Below are 26298 nucleotides of genomic sequence, written 5' to 3'. Positions count from 1 at the left end.
TGGTGATTTTGAAGGTGTTTTTGCTCATTTTATTGGACTGCCTTATTTCTTTGTGTTGTTTGCCAACAGATCGCAGAACGCTTTTCCATATGGTGGAAGGTCAGGCGGGCGGCGGGCAGATACGATATGTCTGTCTGTCACGACAGCTTCGTCCTTCCAGATGGCTCCTGCGTTTTCCATATCATCACGAATGCCCGGTGTGGATGTTACGGTGAAACCGTCCAAAATTTTGGCAGAGATTAGCACCCAGCCTGCATGGCAGATTTGCCCGATGGGTTTTTGGGCGGCGTGTAACTCCTGTACAAGTTGAATCACCTTGGGATAGCGTCGCAGTTTATCCGGCGCCCAGCCTCCGGGGACAAGAATCCCGTCATAATCGCGGCTGTTCAGTTCCTCAAAGGCATATTCTGCTTCAGCAGGTACGCCATATTTTCCGATATATTTTTTACCCTTTTCAGCACCGGCCAAATGCACTTCTGCGCCTTCTTCACGGACACGGTACACAGGGTACCATAGCTCCAGATCCTCGAATTCCTCATCTACCAGGGCGATAACCTTTTTTCCTGCAAGTCTCGACATCTAACCATCCTTTCGTGTGTCACTTGATGACACGCTGTTTTATATCTATACCTATACATCTTAAGAAAAAGAGCGTCTTAAGTCCATTCCTCTGCACATTCTCATAAATTGACTCGCTCTTTTAATACTAGCATCACCATTCCATAACCCACTAAACCTTTGGTAATTTGTTCATAGCTGCAATCTGTGGAAGGATTTGAGGTCACTAAGTCGAAATAAAAAAGGGTGTGAAAAATTTTATAGAGTTAACAAATCTTTTATAGACTAGTAGATAGATATATCTGGATTCTGATATGAAATCCTCATATAGCTTGATCCTACGTAATGAGGTGGTTAAATGCATAAGCAATGCCAATGCGGTAAACCGATGGGGCTGGAGTTGAGAAAGGTGATTTACGCGAACAAGGTTGAAATTTTACATGTTCCTGTATTTTCATGCCCTTCTTGCTTCTCCAGTGAGGTTTTGCAGCATGTGACGAAGGACATTAAGGAGCTGCTACAAAATTTGGGAAGCAAGCCTACGGCTCGGCGTATTTCCTTTGCCCGTAATAACGAGTTGGCTGAAATCATTCGCAAGCTGGTGCTGGAGGAAGCGGGGAATCCTAATGTGGATTGGCAATCCTCTTTGGAGGAGCGAATGGAGCTTCGAATCAACCTGCTGCTGGACCTTTATCGTTATGCGAGAAGTCTAGGAGATGAGGATTGGATGAACGATGTACAGAATAGATTGGTGCAATTATCCGGTTTTACCAGTGAATCGGTGTTTATGAATACAAAAAACTAAAAAAAATGAAAATTTTCATGGTCACCATTGGATTTTACATGTTCTTTTTGTTAGGATGTGAATAGGACATACGACAATACGAGGAAAGGAATGTATATCCAATGGCGACGATGACAAAAATGACTACTGTTCAACAATTAGATGCGGCGCTGGAAGCGTCATCAGACAAGGCATTGCTTCTTTTTAAACATAGCACGCGCTGTCCGATTAGCTCTGGCGCACATCGGGAACTGGAGTCCTATTTGCAAGGCACTCCCAACGAAAATATTGAATGCGGTATCATTTATGTAGTAGAAGACCGGCCGGTGTCCAATGAGGCTGCGAACAAGCTCCATCTGCAGCATGAATCACCGCAGGCTATTTTGATCAAGGGCGGAGAGGCTGTCTGGCATACATCCCATTCGAATATCACTGCGCGTGCGCTTCACGATCATTTGGTATAGATAGAATGAGCGCTGTCGTTGCATAAAGTAGTATTTTGTCGTATCATAGTCCTAATTAGTTGTTCTAGGATTCGGTTGAAAATTTATTGGCAATGGAGAGAAGGAATTTGACGGTAACGATCTATGATGTAGCTCGCGAAGCTGGTGTCTCAATGGCGACAGTGTCCCGTGTAGTTAACAATAATCCTAACGTAAAGCCTCAGACTCGCAAAAAGGTATATGAAGCGATTGAACAATTGGGATATCGCCCAAATGCGGTGGCAAGAGGTCTGGCTAGCAAGAAGACAACGACCGTTGGCGTGGTTATTCCGGATATATCGAACTCAATTTTTGCAGAAATTGCGCGCGGTATTGAGGATATAGCGAATATGTATCACTATAACATTATTTTGTGTAATGCCGATAAGCGGAAAGAAAAAGAGATTCGTGTCATCAATACGCTGCTCGAAAAGCAGGTTGATGGACTTCTGTTCATGGGTGGCACAGTAACGGACGAGCATATTCAGGCCTTTCATACGGCTGCGGTTCCTATCGTTCTGTGCGCTACGAGTGATGAGAAAGGCAGCTATCCTTCGGTTGATATTGACCATGAAGCCGCTGCTTTTGATGCAGTGAATACATTGATCCGCCACGGGCACCGTCAAATCGCGATGATTAGTGGTACTCTTCAGGATCCTGCGAACGGCTATGCACGTTTCCAAGGCTACAAGAGAGCGCTGGAAGCAGCAGGAATGGAGTATCAGGAAGATCTCGTGCGAATCGGGAACTATCGTTATGAGTCCGGTGTGGAGGCAATGAAGTATTTCCTGGGGCTCAAGAAGAAGCCAAGTGCGATTTTTGCGGCTACGGATGAAATGGCAATTGGTGCGATTCATAGCATTCAGGATGAAGGATTGAAAGTACCGGACGATTTTTCTGTCATCAGTGTGGACAATATCCGTATGGCTTCCATGGTTCGTCCGCAGCTTACGACAGTGGCGCAACCGATGTACGATTTGGGTGCAGTAGCGATGCGTTTGCTGACCAAGCTGATGAAGAAGGAAAATGTGGAAAATCCTCGCGTCATTTTGCCGCATGAAACGATTTTGCGGTTATCGGTTAATTATTTAGACTAGACAGATTTGTTAACAGGATAGATTTCGATGAAAGCTCCTTTAATGGAGCTTTTTTCGTGAATAAATAGTCCATATTGCACATCATTAAACAAAGAAAAGAGGGATTTGAGATGAGCCGAATTTATGGACTAATTGGTGCCATGGATGAAGAAATTGAGCTGCTGCTTGCTGCAATGACTGAAGCTAGTAAGTCGGTCAAGGCTGGAATCACCTATACAAAGGGAGTCATTCACGGTCAACAGGTTGTCGTATGCAAGTCTGGTGTAGGTAAGGTCAATGCTGCGGTAACGACACAAATCCTTATCGATAGCTTTGGAGCGGAACAAATCATATTTACAGGAGTGGCAGGAGCGATCCATCCAGATTTAAATATTGGGGATATCGTGATCTCCTCGAAGTGTATGCAGCATGATATGGATGTAACGCCTTTGGGTTATGCCAGAGGGGTCATTCCTTATCAGGATACCTCGGAGTTTGCAGCTGATCCTGATCTTGTTTATCTAGCTGAGCAAGCCTGTCAGTCCTTCGGCGATCGTTATATTATCGGCAAGGTGCTTTCCGGTGACCAGTTTGTCGCCAGCCGTGAGCTGGTAGCCGCATTGTATCAGGAGCTGGACGGTGCCTGTACCGAGATGGAGGGCGCAGCAGTAGCTCAGACAGCCCATATGAACGCTGTGCCTTACATTGTTCTCCGCTCTATGTCTGATAAGGCAGACGGATCTGCCCATGTTAATTTTGGCGAATTCACAGTGGAATCTTCCCATCGTTCCCATCGGATTGTGGAGTATATGCTGAAGCATTTGAGTTAAAAGTCTAGCGGTGTAACATTTAATACATGAACCTTCTCACAAACCGGATACGGTCAAACTGTTCCCGTGATGTGAGGGGGACATCCTCTCCCATTCGGACCATTAGGCAATTCGCCGGATGGGAACATATTTCAGGATCATCCGTAGCGTACCAGACCATATTCACTGCTTTCATCAGACGTTCCATCATGCGACGGTATTCCCATACGGAGAGACCGCTGCCTTTCAAATCCCAATGCCAATAGTACTCAGTCGTAAAGATGATATAGGATTCCAGTTGCCCATCCTCAAAGGCGACCCGGATCATTTGGCTTCCCAGACCCAGTCCGCGATATTCGTCGGCTACCTCAATCGCTCCAAGCTCCAGCAGGTCCTTCATTCCGGCTTCCGACCAGCGTTCCATCTCATCCGGATAGTGAAAAGTCACGTATCCGAAAATGGTTCCTCCATCATGAGCGATGATAATCCTGCCTTCCGGCAGTCCCGAAATATCCACCAACGCGTCGAATTGCTCCTTTGGCTTGCGAAAGGCGTCCAGTTGTGGATGCATTTGAAATGAACGCAGCTGTTCAACGGATACGGGGCCTTCTACGAAGATCTTTTGCCCGTTATGACTCAGCGTGTCCAAATGGTGCAGTTTTAAATGCTGCATACATGCGCCTCCTTGTTTACCATGACCTAGGTTTCCATATCCCCTACTTATAGCAAAAAAACAAATAAATGAAAAGGATGGTCGTCACATCCTCACCTATGATATACTGTTTTAGACATAAATTGTTCACAATTAGTCGCTTTTATCAAATGTTACACAAAGGAATTGGCATGCTTGTATTGAATTTGTAAGCGTTATCTTGTTCTGTATTTATTCTCATTATATCGTGAGGAGGCTGAACGCATGAAGATTGAAGAACTCCAGGCTGTAGTTCCCACATCCAATATGGGCCCGTATGAACAAGCTTACAACCGCTTTCAGTGGGAAGATGCAGAGCGTCATTTTACGTGGTATGAATCAGGCAAAGTGAATATGGCACATGAAGCGATTGACCGACATGTAGAGGAAGGGAGAGGCAGCAAAACGGCGTTGTTGTATTGTGACGCGAACCGCCATGAAGCCTATTCCTTTACTCAATTGCGTGCCAGCTCCAACAGGTTTGGTAATGTGCTGCGTAAATATGGAATTGGCAAAGGGGAGCGGGTCTTTATCTTCATGCCGCGTTCACCTGAGCTAGTCATTAGTCTGCTTGGCATTTTGAAGGTAGGAGCAGTCGTGGGACCTTTATTTGAGGCATTTATGGAAACGGCGGTCAAGGATCGGCTGGAAGATAGCGGGGCGGTGGCGCTGGTGACAACGCCTGCACTTCTCTCGCGCGTAAAGCGTGAGGAGCTTCCGGAGCTGCGGCATATTTTTGTGGTTGGCGATGTGGACGAACGGGAGCAAGGGATTATTGATTTTGAATCGGAAATGCTTACGGCCTCCGAGGAACTTGAACCGGAGTGGCTGAGTCGTGAGGATGGGTTGATTATTCATTACACGTCAGGCTCAACGGGCAAGCCTAAAGGCGTGTATCATGTGCAAAACGCGATGATTCAGCACTATTATACCGGAAAAATGGTACTGGATCTGCGTGAAGAGGATGTATATTGGTGTACAGCCGATCCCGGTTGGGTTACAGGAACGTCATATGGCATTTTTGCCCCATGGCTGAATGGGGCAACAAATGTTATTCGTGGCGGTCGTTTTAGCCCCGAGGACTGGTACCGAACCATTGAGCGTCATGAGGTGACTGTATGGTACAGCGCTCCTACGGCGTTTCGGATGCTCATGAGCGCAGGGGAGGATATCGTTGACAAATATGATCTCGGAAGCCTGCGGCATGTGCTATCCGTCGGAGAGCCGCTGAATCCCGAGGTAGTGCGCTGGGGGTGGCAGGTATATAAGCAGCGTATTCATGATACCTGGTGGATGACGGAAACGGGTGGCCAAATGATCTGTAATTACCCTGAGCTGCCGATTAAACCCGGCTCAATGGGAAAGCCATTGCCCGGCATACAGGCCGCTATTCTGGACGACAGAGGGCAAGTGCTGCCGCCTAACCGAATGGGGCATTTGGCGGTACGTACGCCGTGGCCGTCTATGATGAACCGTATATGGAACAACCCGAACAAATTTCAGGAGTATTTCCGTTTTTCCGGCTGGTATGTGTCCGGTGATTCTGCCTATATGGATGAGGATGGATACTTCTGGTTTCAGGGACGAATTGATGATGTCATTAATTCCTCAGGGGAGCGGATCGGTCCATTTGAGGTCGAGAGCAAGCTTCTGGAGCATCCCGCTGTAGCGGAGGCCGGAGTGATCGGAAAGCCGGATACTGTGCGGGGAGAGATCATTAAAGCTTTTATCGCACTTCGTGAAGGCTATATACCCTCGGAGGCTTTGCAGCAGGATATTTATCGCTTTGTCAAAGAAGGGCTGTCTGCCCATGCTGCACCACGTGAAATTGAGTTTAAGGAAAAGCTGCCCAAAACCCGTTCGGGTAAAATTATGAGACGTGTGTTGAAAGCCTGGGAGCTTAATCTGCCTACAGGGGATTTGTCTACCATAGAGGATTGAAATGCTTTACAAGAAAGATGCAAAAAAGGGAGTCTCCGAAGCCGTGACGGCTGAGGGGCTCCCTTTTTGTTGGTGCAGATAAAGTGGATTTTTACACATAATCAGTATTTGTTTTCTGTTGTGGGCTGTTATGGTCGAACGGCTCCAGAAGGAGCTGATTCTCCCAAGGCATTCATGGAAGTGATGCGGAACCAACCCTTCGGTTTGCTGCCTGCTTTATATTGAAAGCTGGTGGATGCGGTGGAGCCGATGTTTGTAAAAGGCTCCGCACCGCTTTCACTGTAATACACGTTATAGCCTGTAATCGCATCTGCAGGCTTTCCAGCACTCCATTGGAGTGCTACGGCTGAGCCTGCTGCTTTAGCTTGAGGCTGCCCAGGAGCCGTAGGAAGCTCCGTAGGCTTCGATGCTGTTCCATTTCCTTCACCCGGTACAATTGGATTCTCAGGATCAACAGGCGGCGCTACAGGCGCTGTACTTGCTTGGGAGCTTGGCTCAGACTCATGTCCGCCTACATCCACGGCGGTTACGTAGTAACTGGAGCTGCTGCTACCCGGGCTGTCAGAGAACACTTTGGAGCCGTCAGCCATGACGACTTTGCCAAGCCGTTGGAAGCTGCCCCCATCCGTAGAACGATATAGACGGTATCCTACGACATCACTGTTTCCACTCGGGCTAAAGCTGATCATAGCTTTGCCGTCACTATAGCTTACGCTAACGTTAGACGGAGCACTAGGATCGGCTCCATCGTCTTTACGCGGATCAATCCGGGTAGGAGCCGCCTTATCTGCATCCTGAGGCAGATAGTAGGACAACGAATTATGTCGTCTCATCACCGTAAAGGCTTGCTGGAGCTCTTTAATCAGCTCTGAAATCGGTTTTTCCCGCTTACTAACGGTCTGCTCATTCAACATGTCATCCGGTGTGCCGTCCCGTGGAATGTAATTGACACCTTGATAGGTAATATATTTGGTACGAGTGACACCATTTTCACTGTTTTTGGGTGGATACTTAATGTTGTAAATATCCGAACCATATGCGGACGCTGTTCTTGTTACAATACCATCTGGCCGCTTGAAGCTGTCAGTTTGGAACAGATCTGGATCCTTTGCGGTCACTTCGTTCATGATTTGCGCCCATAGGCGGCGTGCCCGCTCTTTTTGTGCTTTCGTTTCAAGCTTGTTGACAGGTTGCTTGTAACCAACCCACACACCTAGCGTGACGTCAGGCGTAAAGCCCTCAAACCAAACATCAGTATAGGATTGTGTAGTGCCTGTTTTACCGGCAATCGGAATCTTACCAGCTTGATTGAAATTACGCTTGACCAGTCTGCCTGTACCTTCGGACACGGCTGTACGCAGCATATCCGTCATCAGATAGGCGGTTTGTGGTGTAAAGGCTTGTACAGGATTAGGCTGATGCTTATAAACAATATTGCCTTGCGAGTCCACAATCTTTTCAATCATGTAGGCGTCATTAAATACACCGCCATTTGGAATCGCACCATAAGCATTCGTCAGTTCCTCGACTGTGACCCCGTGGGCCAGGCCGCCCAGTACACCCGTCTGAGCGTTGTTATCGCTTGGTTCCAAGGTGGTAATACCTAACTTCTTGGCAAAATCCCAAGCTTTGCTGATACCTACTTTTTCGTTAAACAGCTTGAGTGCTATCGTATTTAGTGACTGATTCAGCGCATAGCGGGCCGTAACCAGCCCCTGATAGCGGTTATTGGAGTTTTTCGGGATGTGATACCCATTGCTGCCATCCTTCAAAATAATAGGTGCATCATCCACGATGCTGCCAGGCTGCACAAGACCGCTATCCAATGCAGGCAGATATGCTGCAATCGGCTTCATAGCCGATCCCGGCTGGCGTACCATTTGAGTAGCATAGTTCATCTGTTCCTTTTGGAAATCCCGGCCTTCCATCATACCGAGAATCGCGCCGGTTCTATGCTGGATAAGAATGGCGGCTGCCTGTTCGTCACCCTTAGTTTTACTTGTGGATGAGAAATTATTTTTGTTCTCTGCGATTTGGCGCATCGACTTGTAAATACTTTTATCAATAGTGGTGTATACCATATAACCACCTGTTCGAAGCTGCTGTTCAGCTTCTTTGAGCAAGTCGTTATCATCCTTGGTTTTGGCATCTGCACTGGCATTGGCCGCTTGACCCGGATTTGTGACCGACATAAGTGCCTGTGCCGCTTGCCGTTCCGTTTCCATCATAAGATACGGATACGTGTTGTAGGCTTTAACCGTGCGTGGAGCGAGCGACTTTTTGATATCAAAAGCCATCGCCTCATCATACTGTGCCTGATTGATTTTGTTCTCCTCCAGCATTCGGCTGAGTACCAGGTGCTGGCGGTTGATTGCCCTTTTAAAGCCGGACTCATTAAATTCGCCCTTACCGTTGTAAGCCGAATAAGAGGAAGGAAGCTGTGGCAGACCTGCCAGATAGGCGGCTTGAGCCACATTCAGCTTATTCAGATCATTCTCATTAAAAATACCTTTGGCCGCTGCTTTGATCCCAAAGACGTTATAGCCGCTTGACCCGTTACCAAAAGGTACTTTATTGAGATAAGCCGTAATAATTTGCTGCTTGCTCAGGAAGCGCTCAAGACGCAGAGAGAGCAAAATTTCCTTGATCTTGCGGTCATCCGTGCGATCCAGATTCAGAAAGACACGACGGGCGAGCTGCTGGGTCAGGGTGCTCCCCCCGGTTTGTACGGATTCATGCAAAGCTTTTTGTTTTATAGCCCGAAGCGTTCCCGACAGATCGACACCTTTATGCTCATAAAAATGGTTATCTTCAATGGCAATGACTGCGTTAATGACGAGTTGCGGAATCTCTTTAAACGTGACAGGACGCCGATCTTCTTCTGTCCGGAGCTGTCCGATAGGTGAGCCGTCATTGAAATAAGCGAAGCCTGTAATTGCATTTTTGCCTACTTCCTGTTCAATCATGGATCTGGAGCGTACAGGCTCGCTTTTCACAATAGAGGCTACATAGCCGGCTGCGGCTCCTCCTGCAAACAGCGCTCCCATAAAACCGATGATGACGACCCACTTTATGACACGGCCGAGCCTTCGCATGTATGTCCATAAGCGGGAAGGCTTTGGCTCTGACACATTGTTTTTTTCTTCAACCATTAAGTCTTCCTCCTTTATAACAGCCATTATTATAGCATAAAATTACAAAATGAACCCATATGCTAAAAAGCCTGTCTTTTGGTGTCGTCACTTCATAAAAGCGGTATGTTATAAACAGGTCAAAGTGAATTGCGTGAAAAGCAGAGAAAGACTTCAATAGAAGGTGGAAACACGTTGTGCAGAGAGCTGAACTTCCGATCACTGTTGCAACGGCAAACGCTTTTTTACAACCTCCATTGGAATAAAAATCCGTGGTAAACTTAGCACAAATGATCAAACAAGCATGTGCAGGAATGTACATAATGGATTACGAAGTCTTATTAAATTCGCTTGGCGGATGAACGTCCAAACCATAACGAGTAAGGGGAAGGATCGTATGGACTACTTTAAAAGAATACAGTGTGCGATTGAGTTTATTGAAATGAATCTTCGGGAGGAGTTGAAAATTACTGAAATTGCTTCGCAAGCTTGCTTTTCAGCCTTTCATTTTCAGCGGCTTTTTCAGGCGATTTCTGGCTTTACGGTTCAACAGTATATAAGGAAGAGAAGATTATCGGAGGCGGCTGTAGGGCTGAAACAGTCTAATCAAAAGGTATTAGATATTGCTCTTGAATACCAGTACAGTTCGCAAGAAGCGTTTACACGTGCTTTTGAAAAAAGTTTTGGTGTCACCCCGGGGAGATACCGGAACGGTGATATAGATATTTCTCCACAACACAAGATCAATTTTCTGGATTATCAAAAGAACACCAAAGGGGATTTGGATGTGAATAAGCCGGTGATGTTGCAACTCGATACGATTAAGATTATAGGGTATGAATACAAAACAAACCTGAATCATGAGCAGCATTATAATGAGATTCCAGGATTTTATGATCACTTTGGAAGGAATGAGCATTTTATGCGCATTCCGAACAAAATTGCACCGGGGATGTCGTACGGTATTGCTTGCTATTTTCAAGATAATGGTGAATTTTCGTTCGTGATTGGCGAGGAAGTTGAGGGAGAAGCGGAGGATTTGGCAAAGGGCTTCATCTATATGGAGATTCCATCAGGAAGGTATGCCGAATTTAACGCTTCAGGTCCGAATGGCCGGGTTCAGGATGTACGAAACTATATCTACGGCACATGGCTTCCCAACTCTAATTTTGAGCGTAGGGAAGGACCGGATTTTGAAATCACCGATGTGATGAATTCTTCCTTTCCAGATTTGGATATTAAGGTATATATACCGATCGAATAAAATGTTGCAAGCTTCACGCAACAGTAACACAAAAAAAAGCACCCGAACCTCGTTCGGGTGCTTTTCGGTGCTATCACAAGGATTAGCGGTTGTAGAATTCGACGATTTGTTTTTCATCGATATCTTGGGACAATTCGCCACGCTCAGGCAAACGGATGTATTTGCCTTCCAGAGCTGCATCATTGTACTCCAAGTAAGCTGCCAAGTGGTTGCGGTTTTCCAAAGCTTCTTTGATGGAAGACAGGGAACGACTTCTTTCACGAAGACCGATCACGTCGCCCAGGCTTACTTGGTAAGAAGCGATGTCAACTTTTTTACCGTTCACAGTAACGTGACCGTGTGCTACCAATTGACGTGCGCCTGCACGGGAGTTAGCAAAGCCAAGACGGAACACGAGGTTGTCCAGGCGGCTTTCCAGCAAGAACATGAAGTTCTCACCAGCGATACCGTGCATGTGTTGAGCTTTGTTGAACAGAGTGCGGAATTGTTTTTCACCCAAGCCGTACATGTGACGCAGCTTTTGTTTTTCTTGAAGCTGCATACCGTAGTTGCTGATTTTTCTCCGTTGGTTTGCACCATGTTGTCCCGGAGGGAAAGGGCGTTTCAATTCTTTACCTGTGCCGCTCAGGGAAATCCCCAGACGACGGCTCAATTTAAATTTAGGACCAGTGTAACGTGCCATTATAGAGTTAACTCCTTCATAATTAAAATTTGAGTTGGGGCTCTCTTTGCGCTCCAATTTGTTCGGCGCTACCTATCAAGGTGATGCGCACTACTGACAGAAAAGTTCAGCCGCTGTCCTGTCAGCAACAAATAAGATGAGGGTGACACAAACTGTTACGCCCAAAATTTAAGATCCGCACAGTAGATAGTTCTGCCGTACAGTCTTTTTCATTAATATATACTATATGTAATAGTGGGTCAATGTCAAGAAGAGAAAAAGAGTGAAAACGTCAGAATTTGTCGATAGGGCTTTAGAACTAAAAAAGTGGGACGAATTTCTGAAAAATGGATGCATATTTCTGAAGTTAAGAGTAAAATAGATCATATCATAAGCTATAGTGGTGTATAGCCGCTGTCTTGGTACAGCTAATTTTGCTGTGAAGGAGCGCCCTTAATATGTCGGACTTTTCAACAACGGATCAGCAAACGCTTGACGGTAAAACAGCCCAGGCTAGCTGTGCCCCGCTGTTTGATGATAAAGGATATACGTCTTTTGCCTGGCTCCAAAACATGGATATGACACCATTTGATTTCCCCTATATTAATCAGCTTCTTGTCCAAGGATATCGAGACTGGTTGCAGCAGAGCAATGGCATATCATGGGTTAATGAAGAACATACCGCTGTTTTTAATTTTACAGGTGTTCGGGTTGCAGGTAGGGAAGAGGATGATGACGAGGATTTGGAGCTGGTCGAACGTTGCAGCTTGTCTGGAGAAATGGAAATAAGCCAACGCAAGCTTCGGGACGGAAGCCTTGCATTTGTGTACATGGTTCCTCTATTTTGCCGCCATCATAAGGATGAGGCTTTTGCTGCTCTTCGTTTTACACTGTCTGCTCAACATTCTGTTTCCGAGCAGGATGCATTATTGCCAGCAGCTTTGCATTTTAGATCCTGCTTTTATACGAAATTTGAGTATATATTTATGGAAGATATCCTCGGGATGAAGAACCGGAGCGACCGCGAAGGCAGGCGACGCTCTATTTTATTTCAGATTGTAAAGCGGATGCATGACAAGATTGATGTTGAAGGCGTGCTGGACGAGGTATTTGGCAGCATAGCTTACTTGTTTCCGCATGTGGATATCACGTTATATATGAGCCAGGATCGGCATAGTCGTAATCCACAGGTCAAACCTTTGTTGTTGCACGAGCGGGACGAGGATGTATGTGTGCGTGCATTTATGAAAGGTCAAATGGCTGTAAATGAGCCTGTAGGCACGGAAGGAGAAATGACCGAAATCGGCATTCCTTTACGTGGCAAGCAAGGAGTATATGGTGTATTTCATATGATTCTTCCATCCGGTGCCAAAAGCATGAAGAAAGTGGATGTGGAGCTGATCGCCATGATGGCAGACACAGCTGGCACCGCATTTGAAAATGCAAAGCTGCTGGAGCAATCCAATGTGCTCATCCATGAGTTGCGCCTCATTAATGAACTCGTTCAGCGCTTGAATCAAAGCCTTAAGCTGAATGAAATATTCGAGTTTGCTGTGCAGGAATTATTGAAAATGTTCTTGGCTGACTTTTGCTGTATTGTGCAACTCGATCAGGAGGAAAATTGCTTTAAGGTCACATCAAGCAACGTAGAAAGTTTGAGGCTGCACAGTTACTCTGGTGAGGATGGGTTTGCAGGGCTGATACGCAGAACAGGAGAGCCGGTCATCGTGTCAGATTACAGAAAGGAAGGGAAGGTATCCTCCGATTTTATGGATATGACCGACTCCCATTCTTTGATGGCGGTACCTATGAAGACCAGCGGTACGCCGAGAGGGGCTATTTTATTGTCCAGTAAGCTCCCTCACTTTTTTTCGTACGATAACTACAAAATGCTGCAAATGCTGGCTCCCCATATCGCTTTGGCTGTAACAAATGCCATGCTGCATGCTGAGGTACGGCGTCTGGCCAATATGGACATGTTAACGGGGTTGTATGTACGTCATTATGTGGACAAAGTAATTCAGAGGCATCAGGAGAAAGATTTTTGCGGATCTCTCATTCTGGTGGACATTGATCAGTTCAAACAGGTGAATGATACATACGGGCATCAGACAGGTGACCAGATATTGAAAAGCGTCAGCGATATTGTTCGTTCGGCGACTCGCAGCGAGGATGTATGTGCTAGATGGGGCGGCGAGGAACTGGCGATCTATTTGCCGCAGCTTGGGGTGCAACAGGCGTTGGAATATGCGGAAAAAATTCGTTATCGCGTACAACATGAGACCCAGCCACAGGTGACCGTCTCCTGCGGAATTGCCGAATGGAATTGGCTGGATGAGCAGATTAGTATCGAATCTTTATTTTACAGGGCGGATATGGCTCTGTATGAGGCGAAAAATGAAGGGCGCAACCGGGTTGTTATTGATCATGTCAGTAATTCATAGAGAATGTTCCTAATGGAATATTCTCTTTTTTTACTGTGCATAACCTTTTGTATACAGGAAACCCTAATTGTAGATATAAAGATAATAAATCTAGACATCTGAGTCGCATAAGCGGCACTAGAATGGATAAGTACAAGTAACGTAGTTTTCCTGAAGAGCGACCCCTTGCTTACTGGGCAATGGTTATATCAGGACATGATGGGCGGATGATTGGATGCGTTGGAAAAGAGCATGGGTTATGCTAGTTTGTATGTTGCTCGTGATGTACTCGTTGAGTGGATGCACACTGACAGAACAGCAAAATGCGCCGGAGCAGATTTTTAAAAGAGCCGTTGCAGGAATAGCGGGCAAAGAAATGTTAACGTTCAAAGGACAGGCTGGTGTCATAACCAAAAACGGATTGCTGATGAACAAACAATTTGCATATCATGGTAAAGTAAGCAATCATGATGAATTGACCATGCATTGGGGTTCTGTGGCGGCTTTTAACAAACAGTCAGGCTATGCTGCACTCGAACAGGGCGTATCCGGGGATCGGGTAACAAAGGAGCGTTTTCTTCGTATGGATGGGAAATGGATTGCGGTGACGCCTGGTCGTATAGCTATGAATGGAGTAGGGATGTTAAATCGTTTTAATCCCATTCAGGAGATGGAGGAACTGAATGCACTGAATAAGACCATTCGTATGGAGGCTGGGGCAGCGCGGGGAACCTGGGTAGTGAGGATTGAGCCAGAATCGTCCTCGGCCAAGCGATGGTTGAAAGAGCGTTTAATGAAAGAAATGGATGCCATAAACCCTCAACTCCTGCAAGCACACATGAAGCAGAACGGGAAGAATCAAGAGGTGCAGCAAAAACTGAATCGAATATGGGCACAGAGTCGTGAGGATATGAGTAGCCAATTAGAGCATTCTGAGGTGCAGGCTGTGTATCATCTGACGATAGACCGCCAAACAGGCTTGCCTCTGAAGTTGTCGTCGGAATGCAAAATTGCGCATCAGAAGGCAAATGGAGAGGGGCATGAGGAAGCTCTGATTACCAGAGTTGCTTTTGAGGGCTACAAGTAACAGGACGGGCATGATACAATGGACTTCGAATTAACCGTTGTTCAAAAAGAACGATCTAGAGAAGGAGAGACAACAAATGAAAGATCCCAGAATACTAAAGCTGGCAGAAAACCTGGTAGGCTACTCTGTTGAGGTACAGCCGGGTGAGAACGTGCTGGTTGAAATGATCGGTACGGAGCGGGACCTGCTTAACGCCATTATTCATGAGGTAGGCAAAAAAGGGGGTAACGTTTTCGTTCAGCTCACGGATCGTAAGGTACAGAGTGCCATGCTTCGTCATGCAACAAAGGAAATGGTGCAAACCTGGGCTGAAATAGACCTCAATCGGATGAAACAAATGCATTGCTACATCGGGATTCGCGCTGGTGAAAATGTCAATGATCTGTCAGACGTGCCGGAAGACAAGATGAAATTGTATAATTCGATTTATCAGCATGCGGTACATAGCGAGCAGCGGGTGAAGCATACGAAATGGGTAGTGCTGCGTTATCCGAATGACAGTATGGCGCAATTGGCGAATACGAGCACAGAGGCGTTCGAAGATTTTTATTTCAATGTGTGTAATCTGGATTATGCAAAAATGGATAAGGCGCAGGACGCGCTGGCTGACTTGATGAACCGGACGGATAAGGTGCGGATTAGCGGACCGGGCACAGATCTGAATTTCTCTATTAAGCAAATCGGCGCCATCAAATGCTCCGGTCAATGTAATATCCCGGATGGCGAAGTATATAGCGCACCCGTGCGAGATTCCGTTAACGGAACCATTAGCTATAATGCACAAACGCTGTACAATGGTATCACCTTTGAAAATGTAAAATTCCGCTTTGAGAATGGTAAAATTGTAGAAGCAACGAGTAATGATACGAAGCGGCTGAACGACATTTTGGATTCCGACGAGGGAGCACGCTATATTGGCGAGTTTGCGATTGGGTTCAATCCGTATATTTTGCATCCAATGAAGGATATTCTGTTTGACGAAAAAATCGCAGGTAGCTTGCATTTCACCCCGGGTCAGGCCTATGAAACAGCAGACAACGGCAACCGTTCTTCGATTCATTGGGATTTGGTCTTGATTCAGCGTCCGGAATATGGGGGCGGCGAAATTTATTTTGACGATGTTATGATCCGCAAGGATGGCATTTTTGTGCTGCCCGAGTTGGAGCCGTTAAATCCCGAGAACTTGAAATAACGATATCTCTCCTTGCTGAGAAAGCGATTTCAATGTATTATAATGGATGAGTAATGATACATGATAATCAAGTAAAGCGAGGGATCTCTATGTCAAATAATAATGCGGCGATTGTTGAAATTGCACAGACAGCGAGCAAGTTTACTTCTTCCATCGTCCTTCATTCCGAGAATAAGTATATTGATGTGAAAAGTATACTTGGCTTGTTTACGACATTGGTCAGCAGCCACAGCTATGAGCTGCATGTTCACGGACCTGACGCGGAGGAAGCCAAGAAAGCGATCACTGAAGTGTTTCAGAAGCACGGGCTACACATATCGGTAGCCTCCTGACTGCATTCCTGGATCAAAAGCATCCCTACCTGTAACTGTAGGGATGCTTTTTTTGTCAGGTTCTTGTATTAGCCTGCAATTTGGTCTAATATTAACGTTAGGACGTCTTGTGCGACATTGAGACATAGGGGGGAAGAATCCATGACTTCATCTGATTTGCAGGAGCAATTGAACATTAGGGCCATTAATCTGCTTCAGGAAGATGCAGATAAAATAAAGAAGCTTATTGAAGTACAGATGGAGAATCTGGCAACCCGTTACTGCCCTCTCTATGAGGAAGTGCTGGATACTCAGATGTACGGATTTTCCAAGGAAGTGGATTTTGCGGTTCGCGCCGGCCTTCTTCCGGAAATGGTAGGTAAACAGCTGGTCAGTGAGCTGGAACGCAACCTGGCTATTCTATATGAGGCCATGAACAATAAGGCCAATTAGGAAGACGGTTTTAATTGATGAGAGCATGCGGAGTCTGAGTGCATGCTTTTTTTGATGCCTTACATATGCAATGGGAACGAATCACCTGTCTTTTAAAAAGGAGATAGCAGCAGCGTAGCAGTTCATCTGAATCTGGAGAAGCGTAAGCGCTCACCTTTGCCCTTGAATTTTAATTCATTATGGGGTTATATCATCATAAAAAATTCAAGGGCAACAGTGATCAGAAGATCAAATAAAACGAAAAGCGGTCACTACCATCCTAGTGTACATTTTAAAACCTTGAAAGGTGTTTACACGAGGAAGAAAGATACGCCTAACAGAACATACACAACCAGCAGCATCAACCCCTCATACCAGTTGGTTGAGCCATCTTGGGTAATAGACTTGGCGATAAATACAGCCACGGCGATGGCGACCAGCTCAATCGTGGTGAAAACGATATTCATCGTACTTCCCATGAAGTAGCTGACAAAAATCAGCACAGGTGCAACGAATAGCGCAATTTGCAGACTGCTGCCGACTGCGATTTCGACTGATGCGCCGATTTTGTTTTTCATCGCCAGCAAAATGGCCGCGCTGTGCTCAGCCGCGTTACCGATAATGGCAACGAGGAATGCACCCACGAACAATTCGCTGAGTCCGAACTGGGTCGTGAATATCTCCAGTGTTCCTACAAGCCATTCGCTGACAAAGGCGACCATAACGGTAGCGATTACCAGGTACGTGATGGATTTGTTTCTGGACCACACAGGGGCGTGCTCATGCGGCAGTTCTTCGTCCTGTTGTTCAGTTACGTCAGATAAATAGTCTTTGTGTGTAATCATGGAAAAAATAAGCCACGCAATATATGCCACAATCAGTGTGCCTGCAACAATGAGACTGAGCGTATCCGATTCACTATCCGTAATGACATGGGTATTCAGAAATACAGCCGGAACAAACAGAGCAATAACAGCCACAATCATCAGTGAACCGCTTAAGCCAGCCAGAGATACATTAAAATTTTGTACTTTGTATTTCAACCCACCGGCGAACAGGCTTGCGCCCAGCACAAGCAGTAAATTGCCGATGATCGATCCGGTCAGACTCGCCTTCACCATATCGTAAAGACCTTCTTTTACGAGAAAGATGGCGATGATCAGTTCGGCTGCGTTGCCGAAAGTGGCATTCAAAAATCCGCCCAGACGTTGGCCTGCATAATGTGCTACACTTTCGGTCGCTCTGCCGAGAAACCCGGCTACGAACACGACAGAGATTGCGCAAATGACGAATTGAACGATCGCGTTCCAATGGGCGTAATGAGCGACTGCGCTAAGGGCAAAGGTCGCCATAAGCAAGCTGGGAGATAACCATTTTTTCAATGAAGTACACCTCGATATCGAAGGATATGTACAAGTTTGGTGAATACTGTCACTTGTATGGATTTTCTAAATTAATATACCCAAATTGATATAGGTTGTAAACGAAAGTTATTTTTCATACGCAAGGTTTGCAATTGCAGTGGCTGAGGCTTTACAATACAAATAAAGGATGGATGAAGGGGGACATAAGTCATGGCAGAGCAAATTCAACAACTGGAAGCAGGAAACATCAAGATTTCCAACGATGTCGTAGGTAAAATTGCGGGGATGGCTGCACTGGAGACGCCCGGCATTGCTGCAATGTCAGGTGGCTTATCTGAAGGCTGGGCCAAAAGACTGAGTGGTAAAAATGTGCAAAAAGGCGTATCAGTGGAGGTTGGACAGTTGGAAGCTGCCATTGATCTTCGTATTTTTGTGCTCTACGAAACACCAATCCATGAGGTGTCCCGGATTCTTCAGCAAAATGTGCGAGAAGCTGTCGAAAGCATGACAGGTCTGCGTGTTGTGGAAGTCAACGTAAAAGTAGAGGGTGTCGCTTTTAAGGACGACGCAGTGTAAAAAAGACAAGGCGGGTACATTGACGTTTTCCGCCAGCTTTATACATGCAGGGATTTTCCCCGCGAGGATACAAATAAAACACAAAAACTGGCGGTTTCAGGATCGCCAGTTTTTGTTTGCAGATAAGCAGCATCGTATATCGCCAGATTGAGCGTAATACATATACAAAAGAGCTTCCAAAACCACCATTGTCGGCGATCGTGGAAGTTCTTTTCTTAACGGGAACGGTTAGCTCTACGAGTTTGAAAACGGTTAGGTACTTGGGTCCGAACTGCTACTCCTGTAGTACGTTCCTGTACTGCCTGTTTGGTGTTTTCGCGGGAGATGCTGAGCATGATTCCGATGGAGAACATCGTGACGAGAAGGGATGATCCACCAAAACTGATAAAGGGAAGCGTAACCCCGGTGATCGGAATGGTCTGGGTTACACCACCGATATTAATGAACGCCTGAATGGCTATCAGGCCCATAATACCTGTACCCACCAACGTCCCAAACGGATCATGGCAACGCAAGGCGATAATCATCCCTCGCCAAATGAAATACAGGTACAGCATCAGAAATATGGCTGTTCCGATGAATCCAAATTCTTCACCAATTACGGAAAAAATAAAGTCATTAAAAGAGTTAGGCAAATAGTGAAGCTTGATAATGCCCTTGCCAAATCCAGCCCCAGTTATTCCGCCTTCCCCTATAGCTTGCAAGGATTGTACCAGATTATATCCAGTTCCAAGCTTATATTCCATAGGATCAAGAAAGGCTTGAAAACGTCCGATTTTGTAATCTTGCTTGGCTGTGGCTTGGCCATCTGATGCTCCAGAATCTCCTCCAAACAACGAGCCGATACCAAAAACGAGGGCGGCGCCCAGTAGCAGGAGACCAATCGAAGCCGTAATATGCTTGACACTGGCTCCCCCGGCATAAATAATCAGGCCACTGGTTGCTACGAGGATGAAGCAGGATCCAAAATCCGGTTGAAGCATAATGAGTCCCGCAACAAAGCCTACAATGACGGTTACGGGTATGTAGCCGGTTCGTAAATCTCTAAAGCGATCCCCTTTTTTGACAATCAGCGCGGATAAGTACAGGATAATGGATATTTTCGCAAGCTCGGTTGGCTGGAAACCAATACTACCAAATCTGAGCCAGCTTTTTGCGCCGTTAAGAGAGCCTGTAAAAAGAACGATGACCAGCAGTAAAACTGTAATGAAAAATAAAGGTACAAACAGCTTTTTATATTTTTCCATCTTAATATTCATAGCTACGAACATGATGAAAAGTCCAAGTATAGCAAACGCAGCTTGACGCTTCACAAAATACAAAGAGTCAAAATTATAATCTTTATTCAGCAGAGCTACGCTGGAGCTGGCGCTAAATACCATGATTACCCCGAATCCAACCAGCAACAAGGTGAGGATCAGCAATTGGAAATCCGGTGTGCCTCTTCTTCGAGTCTCCGGCTTCGTATTTCTCATATCAGCTTCCCCCGGTATTCGCCGCAAGTTATGCCTCGCAGACGTTTATCATTATTATTTTATGGTTTATCCATTTAATCATAGTATTTTTGGAGGGCTTCTGCAACCTCTATACAGCAACGGATATCGCTACAATTCCATATCTGCTACAATAGAATACAAAATAAGGGTTTGAGAGCAGTGGCACATACGTTGTGAATCTGCAAGATTTATCGGGAAGCAGCCCAGTGTTTTAAAAGGAGAGGTGGAGCAATATGACACAACATGCGACAGACAAGAGCTGGTTTGACCAGCTACAGGAACAAATGGTGGAGTGGCGCAGATATTTACATAAAAATCCCGAAATCTCTTTTCAGGAAAGCCAGACTGCAGCCTTTGTAGCGAACAAGCTGGAGAGCTGGGGTATTGAGGTTCGCCGACATGTAGGGGGGCACGGTGTTGTCGGTATCATTCGTGGTTCCAAGCCGGGGCCTGTTGTGATGCTGCGCGCCGATATGGATGCTCTTCCTATTCAGGATGAGAAAGAATGCGAATATCGTTCCAGCGTAGACGGAGCCATGCATGCTTGCGGACATGACGGGCATACGTCCGTTTTGCTCGGAACGGCTTACTATTTTAGTCTCCATCGGGATGAGCTGGAAGGAGAAATACGATTCTTGTTCCAGCCTGCGGAGGAATTGTTGCCTGGTGGCGCGGTCAATGTACTAAAGGATGGCGTGCTGGAAGGAGTGGACGTTATTTACGGCATCCATCTGTGGACACCGTTTCCGATCGGGACGACTGCGAGTTGCGCAGGGCCGTTGATGGCGGCGGCGGACGATTTTTATATTGAAATTACGGGTAAGGGTGGTCATGGCGGTATGCCTCAGTCTACCCATGATAGTGTGGTAGCGGGTTCAGCTCTTGTTATGCAACTGCAAAGCATCGTGAGCCGTTCAGTAGACCCTTTGCGGCCCGCTGTGCTGACGGTGGGAACGATTCAAGGGGGGGCTGCGCAAAATGTGATCGCGGAAACATGCCGTCTGAGTGGGACGATCCGTACGTTTGACGAGGAAACCCGGACGGTGATGAAGGATCGGCTACATGCGGTTACGGAGCTTACGGCGGCAACTTACGGAGCAACAGCCAATATTCGCTATCTTATGGGATACCCGCCTGTTGTAAATGATGCGCACGAAGCTTCGCGTTTTTTTAAGGAAGCAGGACCCGTTTTTGGTGAGGGAAAGGTTCAGGAAGCGTCAAAGCTGATGCCTGCCGAAGATTTTGCTTATTATCTGGAACGTGTGCCGGGCTGCTTCATGTTCGTGGGAGCGGGTAACCCTGCTAAAGGAGCCGTTTATCCGCATCACCACCCTAAGTTTGATTTTGACGAGGATGCGATGATTAAGGCGGTTCGTTTGTTTATTGCGATGTCTACCGGATATGCTGCGGAGCGAAAAACAGTAAATACCAGCCGCTGACAGCTACCGTGAGCTGAAACTGTACGAGCTGATTCGGTGTATGAGCAGAATGAAATGGGGTACCCTACTCTTGAAAAGGAGGGAGTACCCATGAAAAAGGTTCAGGAAGTTATGACTGAAAAATGTGTGACGGTTACCCCGCAAGACAATATTTATGAGATTGCGCTCAAAATGAAGGATAACGACACCGGTTTTATCCCGGTTGTGGAAAGCGAAGGTAGTGACAAGCTTATCGGTGTGGTAACGGACCGTGACCTTGTCGTTCGTGGTTATGCTGCAAAGCATTCCGGCTCTAGTTCAGTCGACACAGTGATGACAACAGGCATCCGTACAGCTCAAGCCGACATGTCGGTGGATCAGGCAGCCGAACTGATGGCAGAGCAGCAAATTCGCCGTCTGCCGGTAACGGAAGGGGATCGTTTGATCGGGATTGTTTCGATTGGCGATCTGGCTGTACGTAATATTTTTGCAGACAACGCTGGAGAGGCGCTTAGCCATATTTCCGAGCAGGTACACTAGGTAAAAGAGAGAGCATAGACCTGGATGACAAAGAGTTCAACCCGTATATGGGTTGGACTTCTTGCTATTCCGGTTGATCTGCGAATAAACGGACAAACTGTTTGTTATATAGAACTTAAGATGATGTGTTATAGATTGACGGGAGGTAATTATGAATCCGGATCACCCTTGTATTGTACAACGTGATTTTACCGTTTTGCTGGAAATGGGCCTGCCCGCTTCGGAGCATGCACGTTCACAGTTGCAGGTTTATGCGGAGTTGGTTAAAAGCCCGTCCGCTTTTCATACATATCATATCACTCCATTGTCCCTGTGGAATGCGGCCGCCCTCGGGTGGAGTGCCGCGGATGTTCAACATAGTCTGCATTCCATGTCCCGTTGGGATATTCCCCGTGATTTGTTAAAGGATATTGAACGACTCGTCTCCCGTTACGGGACGCTGACGCTGTCACGGGCGAGAGTGGAAGAAAAGGGCAGTTACAGCATGCATACTGCTGATCTGAATAGTATTGAGCAGGAAGCAACTATAGGCATGGAGATGGATACAGCTCATAGCCGTACAGCGGCTGACCGCTTGATATTGACGGCCGACAGCCCGGCTTTATTGGATGAACTGCTGCTCAAGCAGGATCTTGAGCAGCTTGGTTTGCTTCGTGACAGTGAAGTGACCGTGTCGGTTCCTTCAGAAAATCGGGGCCTGGTCAAGCAGGAACTGACCCGACTTGGATTTCCGGTTATGGATACGGCAGGCTACCTGGAGGGGAATCAGCTTCGTTTTTCTCTAGGTCAGGGACAAACGGAACTGAAGCTTCGTGATTATCAGGTGGAGGCGGCTGATGCGTTTGAGGGGGCGGACGGCCTGGGTGGCAGCGGTGTGCTGGTGCTTCCGTGTGGAGCGGGAAAAACCGTGATTGGTATGGCGGTGATGGAGCGGCTTCAGTGCGAGGTGCTTATTTTAACCTCCAATACCACATCGGTTCGGCAATGGATTGAGGAATTGAAGCAAAAGACGGATATTCCTGCCGATTCCATTGGGGAATACAGTGGTCAGAAAAAAGAAGTGCGTCCGATTACGGCAGCGACCTATCAGATTTTGACGCATCGCCGTACCAAAGACGGAGAATTTGAGCATTTGAAGCTGCTAAGCGAGCGCAAATGGGGGCTAATTGTATATGATGAGGTGCATTTGCTGCCTGCGCCGGTATTTCGAGCAACGGCGGATATTCAGGCCACCCGTCGTTTGGGATTGACCGCGACGCTTGTTCGGGAGGACGGATGCGAGCGGGATGTGTTCTCCTTGATTGGACCGAAGCGGTACGACATGCCGTGGAAGGAGCTGGAGCGACAGGGCTGGATCGCCCAGGTCGATTGTGTGGAGCTTCGGCTTCCCATGTCGGCTGCGCTTCTGGAACGCAGCATGCGTGCTGAAGGCAGGCAGCAGTACCGGATTGCCGCTGAAAATCCGGCCAAGCTGGAAGCGGTGCGCAGCCTGATGCAGCACCACCAGGGCCTGCCCACGCTTATTATCGGGCAATATTTGGATCAATTGCGTTTATTGGCGCAGGAGCTGAGCGTGCCGTTGATAACCGGGTCAATGAGCCAGACTGAGCGGGTGCGGTGGTTCGATGCGTTCCGCAAAGGTACAATTCGGACCCTGCTGGTGTCCAAGGTGGCGAACTTTGCTGTGGATTTGCCGGATGCGGCCGTAGCTATAGAGGTATCGGGCAGCTTCGGTTCCCGTCAGGAGGAGGCACAGCGGCTTGGCCGCATTTTGCGACCGAAGTCTGGTAAAAATAAGGCTTATTTTTATGCGCTAGTGACGGAGAACAGTAAGGAGACGGATTTTGCAGCCCGCCGTCAGCTGTTTCTGATTGAGCAGGGCTATGAATATGCGATTCGCAGATTTAGCTCGGGGGAGGCTATCGGGAACCTGAATGATGAGGCTGAAGCTGGCGGAAAGAAAAGAGAGGCGTGATCAAAGAATGGGCGTAACGAACAGGGAAGGCGGCTGGAAGGAGCTTGCATCGGATGAGCTGTTAGTGCTACGTCGATGCTTTATCCGGCACGCGGGACAGCCCATGAGGGAAGAAGAGCCATTAAGTCTTACCCGGGGAGCGCTGAGTGGAGCCGAAACGAAACTGGCACTGCACAGACTGCGCGACCGGGGCTGGCTGGAGGCGGTTACCAAATCGTGGGGCGAACGAATGTTATATATTCCAGTTCATCGGTTGCCGGATCTGTACGAAATGCTGTTGGAGCAAAGCCAAAGTACGATGAAAACGATGGATACGGATCAACCGCTGACGGTGCATGAAGCGTTGACGGGGCTTGAAGCGGAGCTGCTGCACGCGTTGTCCCGTATTGCCGTGCAGGGAGTTCCTTTGACAGCGAAAGGGATCATTCATAAACGGTCACTGCAAAAGCTAAATGAGTTGACTCCCTTTCAACCGGAAGATTTGACTGGACTTGGGCTACAATATGCGTACGCCGAGCTGTATCCGGTGCAAACGGTGGTGATGATGGACTTGCTGCTCAGCTTGGGTCTGCTGGTAAAGGAAGCTGCTACTTTTCATGTACAGGAAGCCGGGCTGGCAGTGTGGATTCGCTTGTCTGCTTGGCAAATGCGCAAGCATATTCTTGTCACACTGATGGAAAGGTATGGAAAGGCTGAGGCATCTATGCAGCATTTTCGTTATATGCTGTGCGTTGCCTCCAGCCATGTGGGACCTGAAGGCTGGATTCATATCGGGCCGTTGCTCCAATGGATGACTCAGACAGGACTGATTTCGCAGGAGAGTGTGAGCGGATTGGACCGTAAAAGCGGTGATCCTCTGGATTTATCTGCTATACATGCAAGCCACGTAAGGATTGAGGACAACACGTCATCTCATTCCAGCCTTAACGGACAATACATGGATATGGTTAGGGGCTGGGTGACAGCGCTGACCGCCTTTGGAATGGGTGATTGGGGTCTGACCGCGTCGGGAGAACTGTGTTTTCGCTGGAACGTACAAGCGTTGGATATGCTTCGTTCCGATGATGAGATGGATGGGGTTCAGGAGCGAGGTACCTTTTATGTACAGCCGGATTTTGAAATATTGGTGCCGCCGGATGTAGCTTATGATGTACGTTGGAAGCTGGAATGCTTTTGTGAACGTGTGACGGGGGACCGGATGGTGGTATACCGAATCACCCGAGAAAGTGTTACAGAGGCGATCGAGCTAGGGATGGAGGCTAAAGCTATTTCAGCACTTCTGGATAGGTATAGCCGGACAGGCGTGCCTGACCATGTACGCGTGGCAGTGGAGCAGTGGGCAGGCGATGTGGGACGGACAGCGTTTGCAACGGTAACACTTCTGCGTTGTGGTACCCGAGAGGACGCAGACAGTGCTGCACGTCACCCCGGACTGGCTGGATTGCTTGAACGGATTGGCGAAAGGGACTTTATTATTCCGGCACGTTCGGCTGCCAAAATCCGCAGGACACTTGCTACGATTGGGCTGAGTCCGCGCCGGGAGATGGAGGGGGTGGATGAGCCGGTTCACCGTTATCCGCTGGTGGCGAAAACGGAGGAAGTTTGTCCCGTTTGCTCCAACAGTCCATTTGATGCGGATGATACAGAAACGACAGTTGGCGAAACGTTAACCAACTCAACTCAGGAATGGCCGATGTTTTCACAAGAGGGAAGGGCAGGTTTGGTTTACACGGGGCGGACGTTGCACTTTTATGAACGGGAGCATACGCTACCTGACCCATCCGATTATTTTCCAGAGAAATCGGCAGTACCCGCGTCATGGACAAAAGAATGGAGAAGCTACCATGCCTCCACCGCCCGGGAGCTCATGGAACAGGCGATTCGCTGGCAAGCGGCGGTGGGACTGAGAATCGGTGAAAAAGAGGTCAAATGGATACCGGAAGCGGTGGCTCCCGGTGAGCCGTGGAGTGTGACTGGCTGGTATGCTACCGGCTTGGACGGTGAGACGTTTCCCCGCACGACTTTACAGCCGGGGGAATGGTCTGATATGCGCCTGCTGGTTCCTTTTACATAGAACAGCCAGGATG

The 26298-nt window shown here is 47.4% G+C and carries 22 protein-coding genes; 16 read left to right on the top strand and 6 right to left on the bottom strand.

The window, feature by feature from the left end:
• Nucleotides 1-42 precede the first annotated feature (42 nt).
• The gene (locus C1I60_RS22170) at nucleotides 43-579 is read right to left on the bottom strand and encodes a type 1 glutamine amidotransferase domain-containing protein (RefSeq protein ID WP_137063647.1); all 537 of its coding nucleotides are present in this window, start codon (nucleotides 577-579) and stop codon (nucleotides 43-45) included.
• Nucleotides 580-916: 337 nt separating this feature from the next.
• Between C1I60_RS22170 and C1I60_RS22165 the strand changes: the two genes are divergently transcribed.
• The 4 genes from C1I60_RS22165 (at nucleotide 917) to C1I60_RS22150 (ending at nucleotide 3730) form a co-directional block, all read left to right on the top strand.
• Nucleotides 917-1363 carry a hypothetical protein gene (locus C1I60_RS22165; protein WP_137063646.1) on the top strand — a complete coding sequence of 149 codons (447 nt, stop codon included), beginning with the start codon at nucleotides 917-919 and terminating at the stop codon, nucleotides 1361-1363.
• A 101-nt stretch (nucleotides 1364-1464) separates the two neighbouring features.
• Nucleotides 1465-1806, top strand: a complete 342-nt coding sequence (ytxJ, locus tag C1I60_RS22160) for a bacillithiol system redox-active protein YtxJ (protein ID WP_137063645.1) — start codon at nucleotides 1465-1467, stop codon at nucleotides 1804-1806.
• A 107-nt stretch (nucleotides 1807-1913) separates the two neighbouring features.
• Nucleotides 1914-2921, top strand: coding sequence for a catabolite control protein A (gene ccpA / locus C1I60_RS22155; protein WP_044648625.1), 1008 nt, complete (start codon nucleotides 1914-1916; stop codon nucleotides 2919-2921).
• Between the two features lie 110 nt (nucleotides 2922-3031).
• Nucleotides 3032-3730: a 5'-methylthioadenosine/adenosylhomocysteine nucleosidase gene (locus C1I60_RS22150; protein ID WP_137063644.1), complete on the top strand. Its 699-nt coding sequence runs from the start codon at nucleotides 3032-3034 to the stop codon at nucleotides 3728-3730.
• Nucleotides 3731-3749: 19 nt separating this feature from the next.
• On the opposite strand, the gene C1I60_RS22145 is transcribed toward C1I60_RS22150, so the two are convergent.
• A complete protein-coding gene (locus C1I60_RS22145) occupies nucleotides 3750-4382 on the bottom strand; it encodes a GNAT family N-acetyltransferase (protein WP_137063643.1) in 633 nt (210 codons plus the stop codon).
• 243 nt (nucleotides 4383-4625) lie between these two features.
• On the opposite strand from C1I60_RS22145, the gene acsA reads away from it, so the two are divergent.
• The gene (gene acsA / locus C1I60_RS22140; RefSeq protein ID WP_137063642.1) at nucleotides 4626-6341 is read left to right on the top strand and encodes an acetate--CoA ligase; all 1716 of its coding nucleotides are present in this window, start codon (nucleotides 4626-4628) and stop codon (nucleotides 6339-6341) included.
• A gap of 128 nt (nucleotides 6342-6469) precedes the next feature.
• On the opposite strand, the gene C1I60_RS22135 is transcribed toward acsA, so the two are convergent.
• Nucleotides 6470-9493 carry a penicillin-binding protein 1A gene (locus C1I60_RS22135; protein WP_137063641.1) on the bottom strand — a complete coding sequence of 1008 codons (3024 nt, stop codon included), beginning with the start codon at nucleotides 9491-9493 and terminating at the stop codon, nucleotides 6470-6472.
• Between the two features lie 376 nt (nucleotides 9494-9869).
• On the opposite strand from C1I60_RS22135, the gene C1I60_RS22130 reads away from it, so the two are divergent.
• A complete protein-coding gene (locus tag C1I60_RS22130) occupies nucleotides 9870-10736 on the top strand; it encodes an AraC family transcriptional regulator (RefSeq protein ID WP_137063640.1) in 867 nt (288 codons plus the stop codon).
• Nucleotides 10737-10818: 82 nt separating this feature from the next.
• Here C1I60_RS22130 and rpsD read toward each other — a convergent pair whose 3' ends face one another.
• Nucleotides 10819-11418 carry a 30S ribosomal protein S4 gene (gene rpsD, locus C1I60_RS22125; protein ID WP_025684247.1) on the bottom strand — a complete coding sequence of 200 codons (600 nt, stop codon included), beginning with the start codon at nucleotides 11416-11418 and terminating at the stop codon, nucleotides 10819-10821.
• A gap of 437 nt (nucleotides 11419-11855) precedes the next feature.
• Here rpsD and C1I60_RS22120 point away from each other — a divergent pair, with 437 nt between their 5' ends.
• The 5 genes from C1I60_RS22120 to C1I60_RS22100 all read left to right on the top strand — a co-directional run bounded on the left by C1I60_RS22120 (nucleotide 11856) and on the right by C1I60_RS22100 (nucleotide 16863).
• Nucleotides 11856-13841, top strand: a complete 1986-nt coding sequence (locus tag C1I60_RS22120; protein WP_137063639.1) for a sensor domain-containing diguanylate cyclase — start codon at nucleotides 11856-11858, stop codon at nucleotides 13839-13841.
• Nucleotides 13842-14055: 214 nt separating this feature from the next.
• Nucleotides 14056-14907 (top strand): hypothetical protein, encoded by an 852-nt coding sequence (locus C1I60_RS22115; RefSeq protein ID WP_137063638.1) that lies wholly within the window; start codon nucleotides 14056-14058, stop codon nucleotides 14905-14907.
• Nucleotides 14908-14983: 76 nt separating this feature from the next.
• Nucleotides 14984-16099, top strand: a complete 1116-nt coding sequence (locus C1I60_RS22110; RefSeq protein ID WP_137063637.1) for an aminopeptidase — start codon at nucleotides 14984-14986, stop codon at nucleotides 16097-16099.
• A gap of 89 nt (nucleotides 16100-16188) precedes the next feature.
• Nucleotides 16189-16431: an HPr family phosphocarrier protein gene (locus tag C1I60_RS22105; RefSeq protein WP_137063636.1), complete on the top strand. Its 243-nt coding sequence runs from the start codon at nucleotides 16189-16191 to the stop codon at nucleotides 16429-16431.
• A 141-nt stretch (nucleotides 16432-16572) separates the two neighbouring features.
• Nucleotides 16573-16863: an Fpa/YlaN family protein gene (locus tag C1I60_RS22100; protein ID WP_137063635.1), complete on the top strand. Its 291-nt coding sequence runs from the start codon at nucleotides 16573-16575 to the stop codon at nucleotides 16861-16863.
• A gap of 290 nt (nucleotides 16864-17153) precedes the next feature.
• Here C1I60_RS22100 and cax read toward each other — a convergent pair whose 3' ends face one another.
• Nucleotides 17154-18224, bottom strand: coding sequence for a calcium/proton exchanger (gene cax, locus C1I60_RS22095; protein ID WP_137063634.1), 1071 nt, complete (start codon nucleotides 18222-18224; stop codon nucleotides 17154-17156).
• A 192-nt stretch (nucleotides 18225-18416) separates the two neighbouring features.
• Here cax and C1I60_RS22090 point away from each other — a divergent pair, with 192 nt between their 5' ends.
• A complete protein-coding gene (locus tag C1I60_RS22090) occupies nucleotides 18417-18782 on the top strand; it encodes an Asp23/Gls24 family envelope stress response protein (RefSeq protein WP_137063633.1) in 366 nt (121 codons plus the stop codon).
• A gap of 215 nt (nucleotides 18783-18997) precedes the next feature.
• Here the strand turns inward: C1I60_RS22090 and ftsW are convergent, their stop codons facing one another.
• Nucleotides 18998-20257, bottom strand: coding sequence for a putative lipid II flippase FtsW (gene ftsW, locus C1I60_RS22085; protein WP_137063632.1), 1260 nt, complete (start codon nucleotides 20255-20257; stop codon nucleotides 18998-19000).
• Nucleotides 20258-20511: 254 nt separating this feature from the next.
• Between ftsW and C1I60_RS22080 the strand changes: the two genes are divergently transcribed.
• From C1I60_RS22080 to C1I60_RS22065, 4 genes are all read left to right on the top strand, one after another.
• The gene (locus C1I60_RS22080; protein WP_137063631.1) at nucleotides 20512-21717 is read left to right on the top strand and encodes a M20 family metallopeptidase; all 1206 of its coding nucleotides are present in this window, start codon (nucleotides 20512-20514) and stop codon (nucleotides 21715-21717) included.
• A 90-nt stretch (nucleotides 21718-21807) separates the two neighbouring features.
• Nucleotides 21808-22236: a CBS domain-containing protein gene (locus C1I60_RS22075; RefSeq protein ID WP_014282315.1), complete on the top strand. Its 429-nt coding sequence runs from the start codon at nucleotides 21808-21810 to the stop codon at nucleotides 22234-22236.
• A gap of 151 nt (nucleotides 22237-22387) precedes the next feature.
• Nucleotides 22388-24211, top strand: a complete 1824-nt coding sequence (locus tag C1I60_RS22070) for a DNA repair helicase XPB (protein WP_137063630.1) — start codon at nucleotides 22388-22390, stop codon at nucleotides 24209-24211.
• Nucleotides 24212-24218: 7 nt separating this feature from the next.
• A complete protein-coding gene (locus C1I60_RS22065) occupies nucleotides 24219-26285 on the top strand; it encodes a helicase-associated domain-containing protein (RefSeq protein ID WP_137063629.1) in 2067 nt (688 codons plus the stop codon).
• Nucleotides 26286-26298: the final 13 nt, after the last annotated feature.

Source organism: Paenibacillus terrae (assembly GCF_005217525.1).
In the GTDB taxonomy this organism is placed as follows: Bacteria; Bacillota; Bacilli; order Paenibacillales; family Paenibacillaceae; genus Paenibacillus; species Paenibacillus terrae_C.
This window is presented reverse-complemented; position numbering and strand designations above follow the sequence as displayed.

Coding starts and splice junctions, on each gene's coding strand:
- C1I60_RS22170 (WP_137063647.1), bottom strand. CDS start 579: ATGTCGAGACTTGCAGGAAAAAAGGTTATCGCCCTGGTAGATGAGGAA.
- C1I60_RS22165 (WP_137063646.1), top strand. CDS start 917: ATGCATAAGCAATGCCAATGCGGTAAACCGATGGGGCTGGAGTTGAGA.
- ytxJ (WP_137063645.1), top strand. CDS start 1,465: ATGGCGACGATGACAAAAATGACTACTGTTCAACAATTAGATGCGGCG.
- C1I60_RS22150 (WP_137063644.1), top strand. CDS start 3,032: ATGAGCCGAATTTATGGACTAATTGGTGCCATGGATGAAGAAATTGAG.
- C1I60_RS22145 (WP_137063643.1), bottom strand. CDS start 4,382: ATGCAGCATTTAAAACTGCACCATTTGGACACGCTGAGTCATAACGGG.
- acsA (WP_137063642.1), top strand. CDS start 4,626: ATGAAGATTGAAGAACTCCAGGCTGTAGTTCCCACATCCAATATGGGC.
- C1I60_RS22135 (WP_137063641.1), bottom strand. CDS start 9,493: ATGGTTGAAGAAAAAAACAATGTGTCAGAGCCAAAGCCTTCCCGCTTA.
- C1I60_RS22130 (WP_137063640.1), top strand. CDS start 9,870: ATGGACTACTTTAAAAGAATACAGTGTGCGATTGAGTTTATTGAAATG.
- rpsD (WP_025684247.1), bottom strand. CDS start 11,418: ATGGCACGTTACACTGGTCCTAAATTTAAATTGAGCCGTCGTCTGGGG.
- C1I60_RS22120 (WP_137063639.1), top strand. CDS start 11,856: ATGTCGGACTTTTCAACAACGGATCAGCAAACGCTTGACGGTAAAACA.
- C1I60_RS22115 (WP_137063638.1), top strand. CDS start 14,056: ATGCGTTGGAAAAGAGCATGGGTTATGCTAGTTTGTATGTTGCTCGTG.
- C1I60_RS22110 (WP_137063637.1), top strand. CDS start 14,984: ATGAAAGATCCCAGAATACTAAAGCTGGCAGAAAACCTGGTAGGCTAC.
- C1I60_RS22105 (WP_137063636.1), top strand. CDS start 16,189: ATGTCAAATAATAATGCGGCGATTGTTGAAATTGCACAGACAGCGAGC.
- C1I60_RS22100 (WP_137063635.1), top strand. CDS start 16,573: ATGACTTCATCTGATTTGCAGGAGCAATTGAACATTAGGGCCATTAAT.
- C1I60_RS22090 (WP_137063633.1), top strand. CDS start 18,417: ATGGCAGAGCAAATTCAACAACTGGAAGCAGGAAACATCAAGATTTCC.
- ftsW (WP_137063632.1), bottom strand. CDS start 20,257: ATGAGAAATACGAAGCCGGAGACTCGAAGAAGAGGCACACCGGATTTC.
- C1I60_RS22080 (WP_137063631.1), top strand. CDS start 20,512: ATGACACAACATGCGACAGACAAGAGCTGGTTTGACCAGCTACAGGAA.
- C1I60_RS22075 (WP_014282315.1), top strand. CDS start 21,808: ATGAAAAAGGTTCAGGAAGTTATGACTGAAAAATGTGTGACGGTTACC.
- C1I60_RS22070 (WP_137063630.1), top strand. CDS start 22,388: ATGAATCCGGATCACCCTTGTATTGTACAACGTGATTTTACCGTTTTG.
- C1I60_RS22065 (WP_137063629.1), top strand. CDS start 24,219: ATGGGCGTAACGAACAGGGAAGGCGGCTGGAAGGAGCTTGCATCGGAT.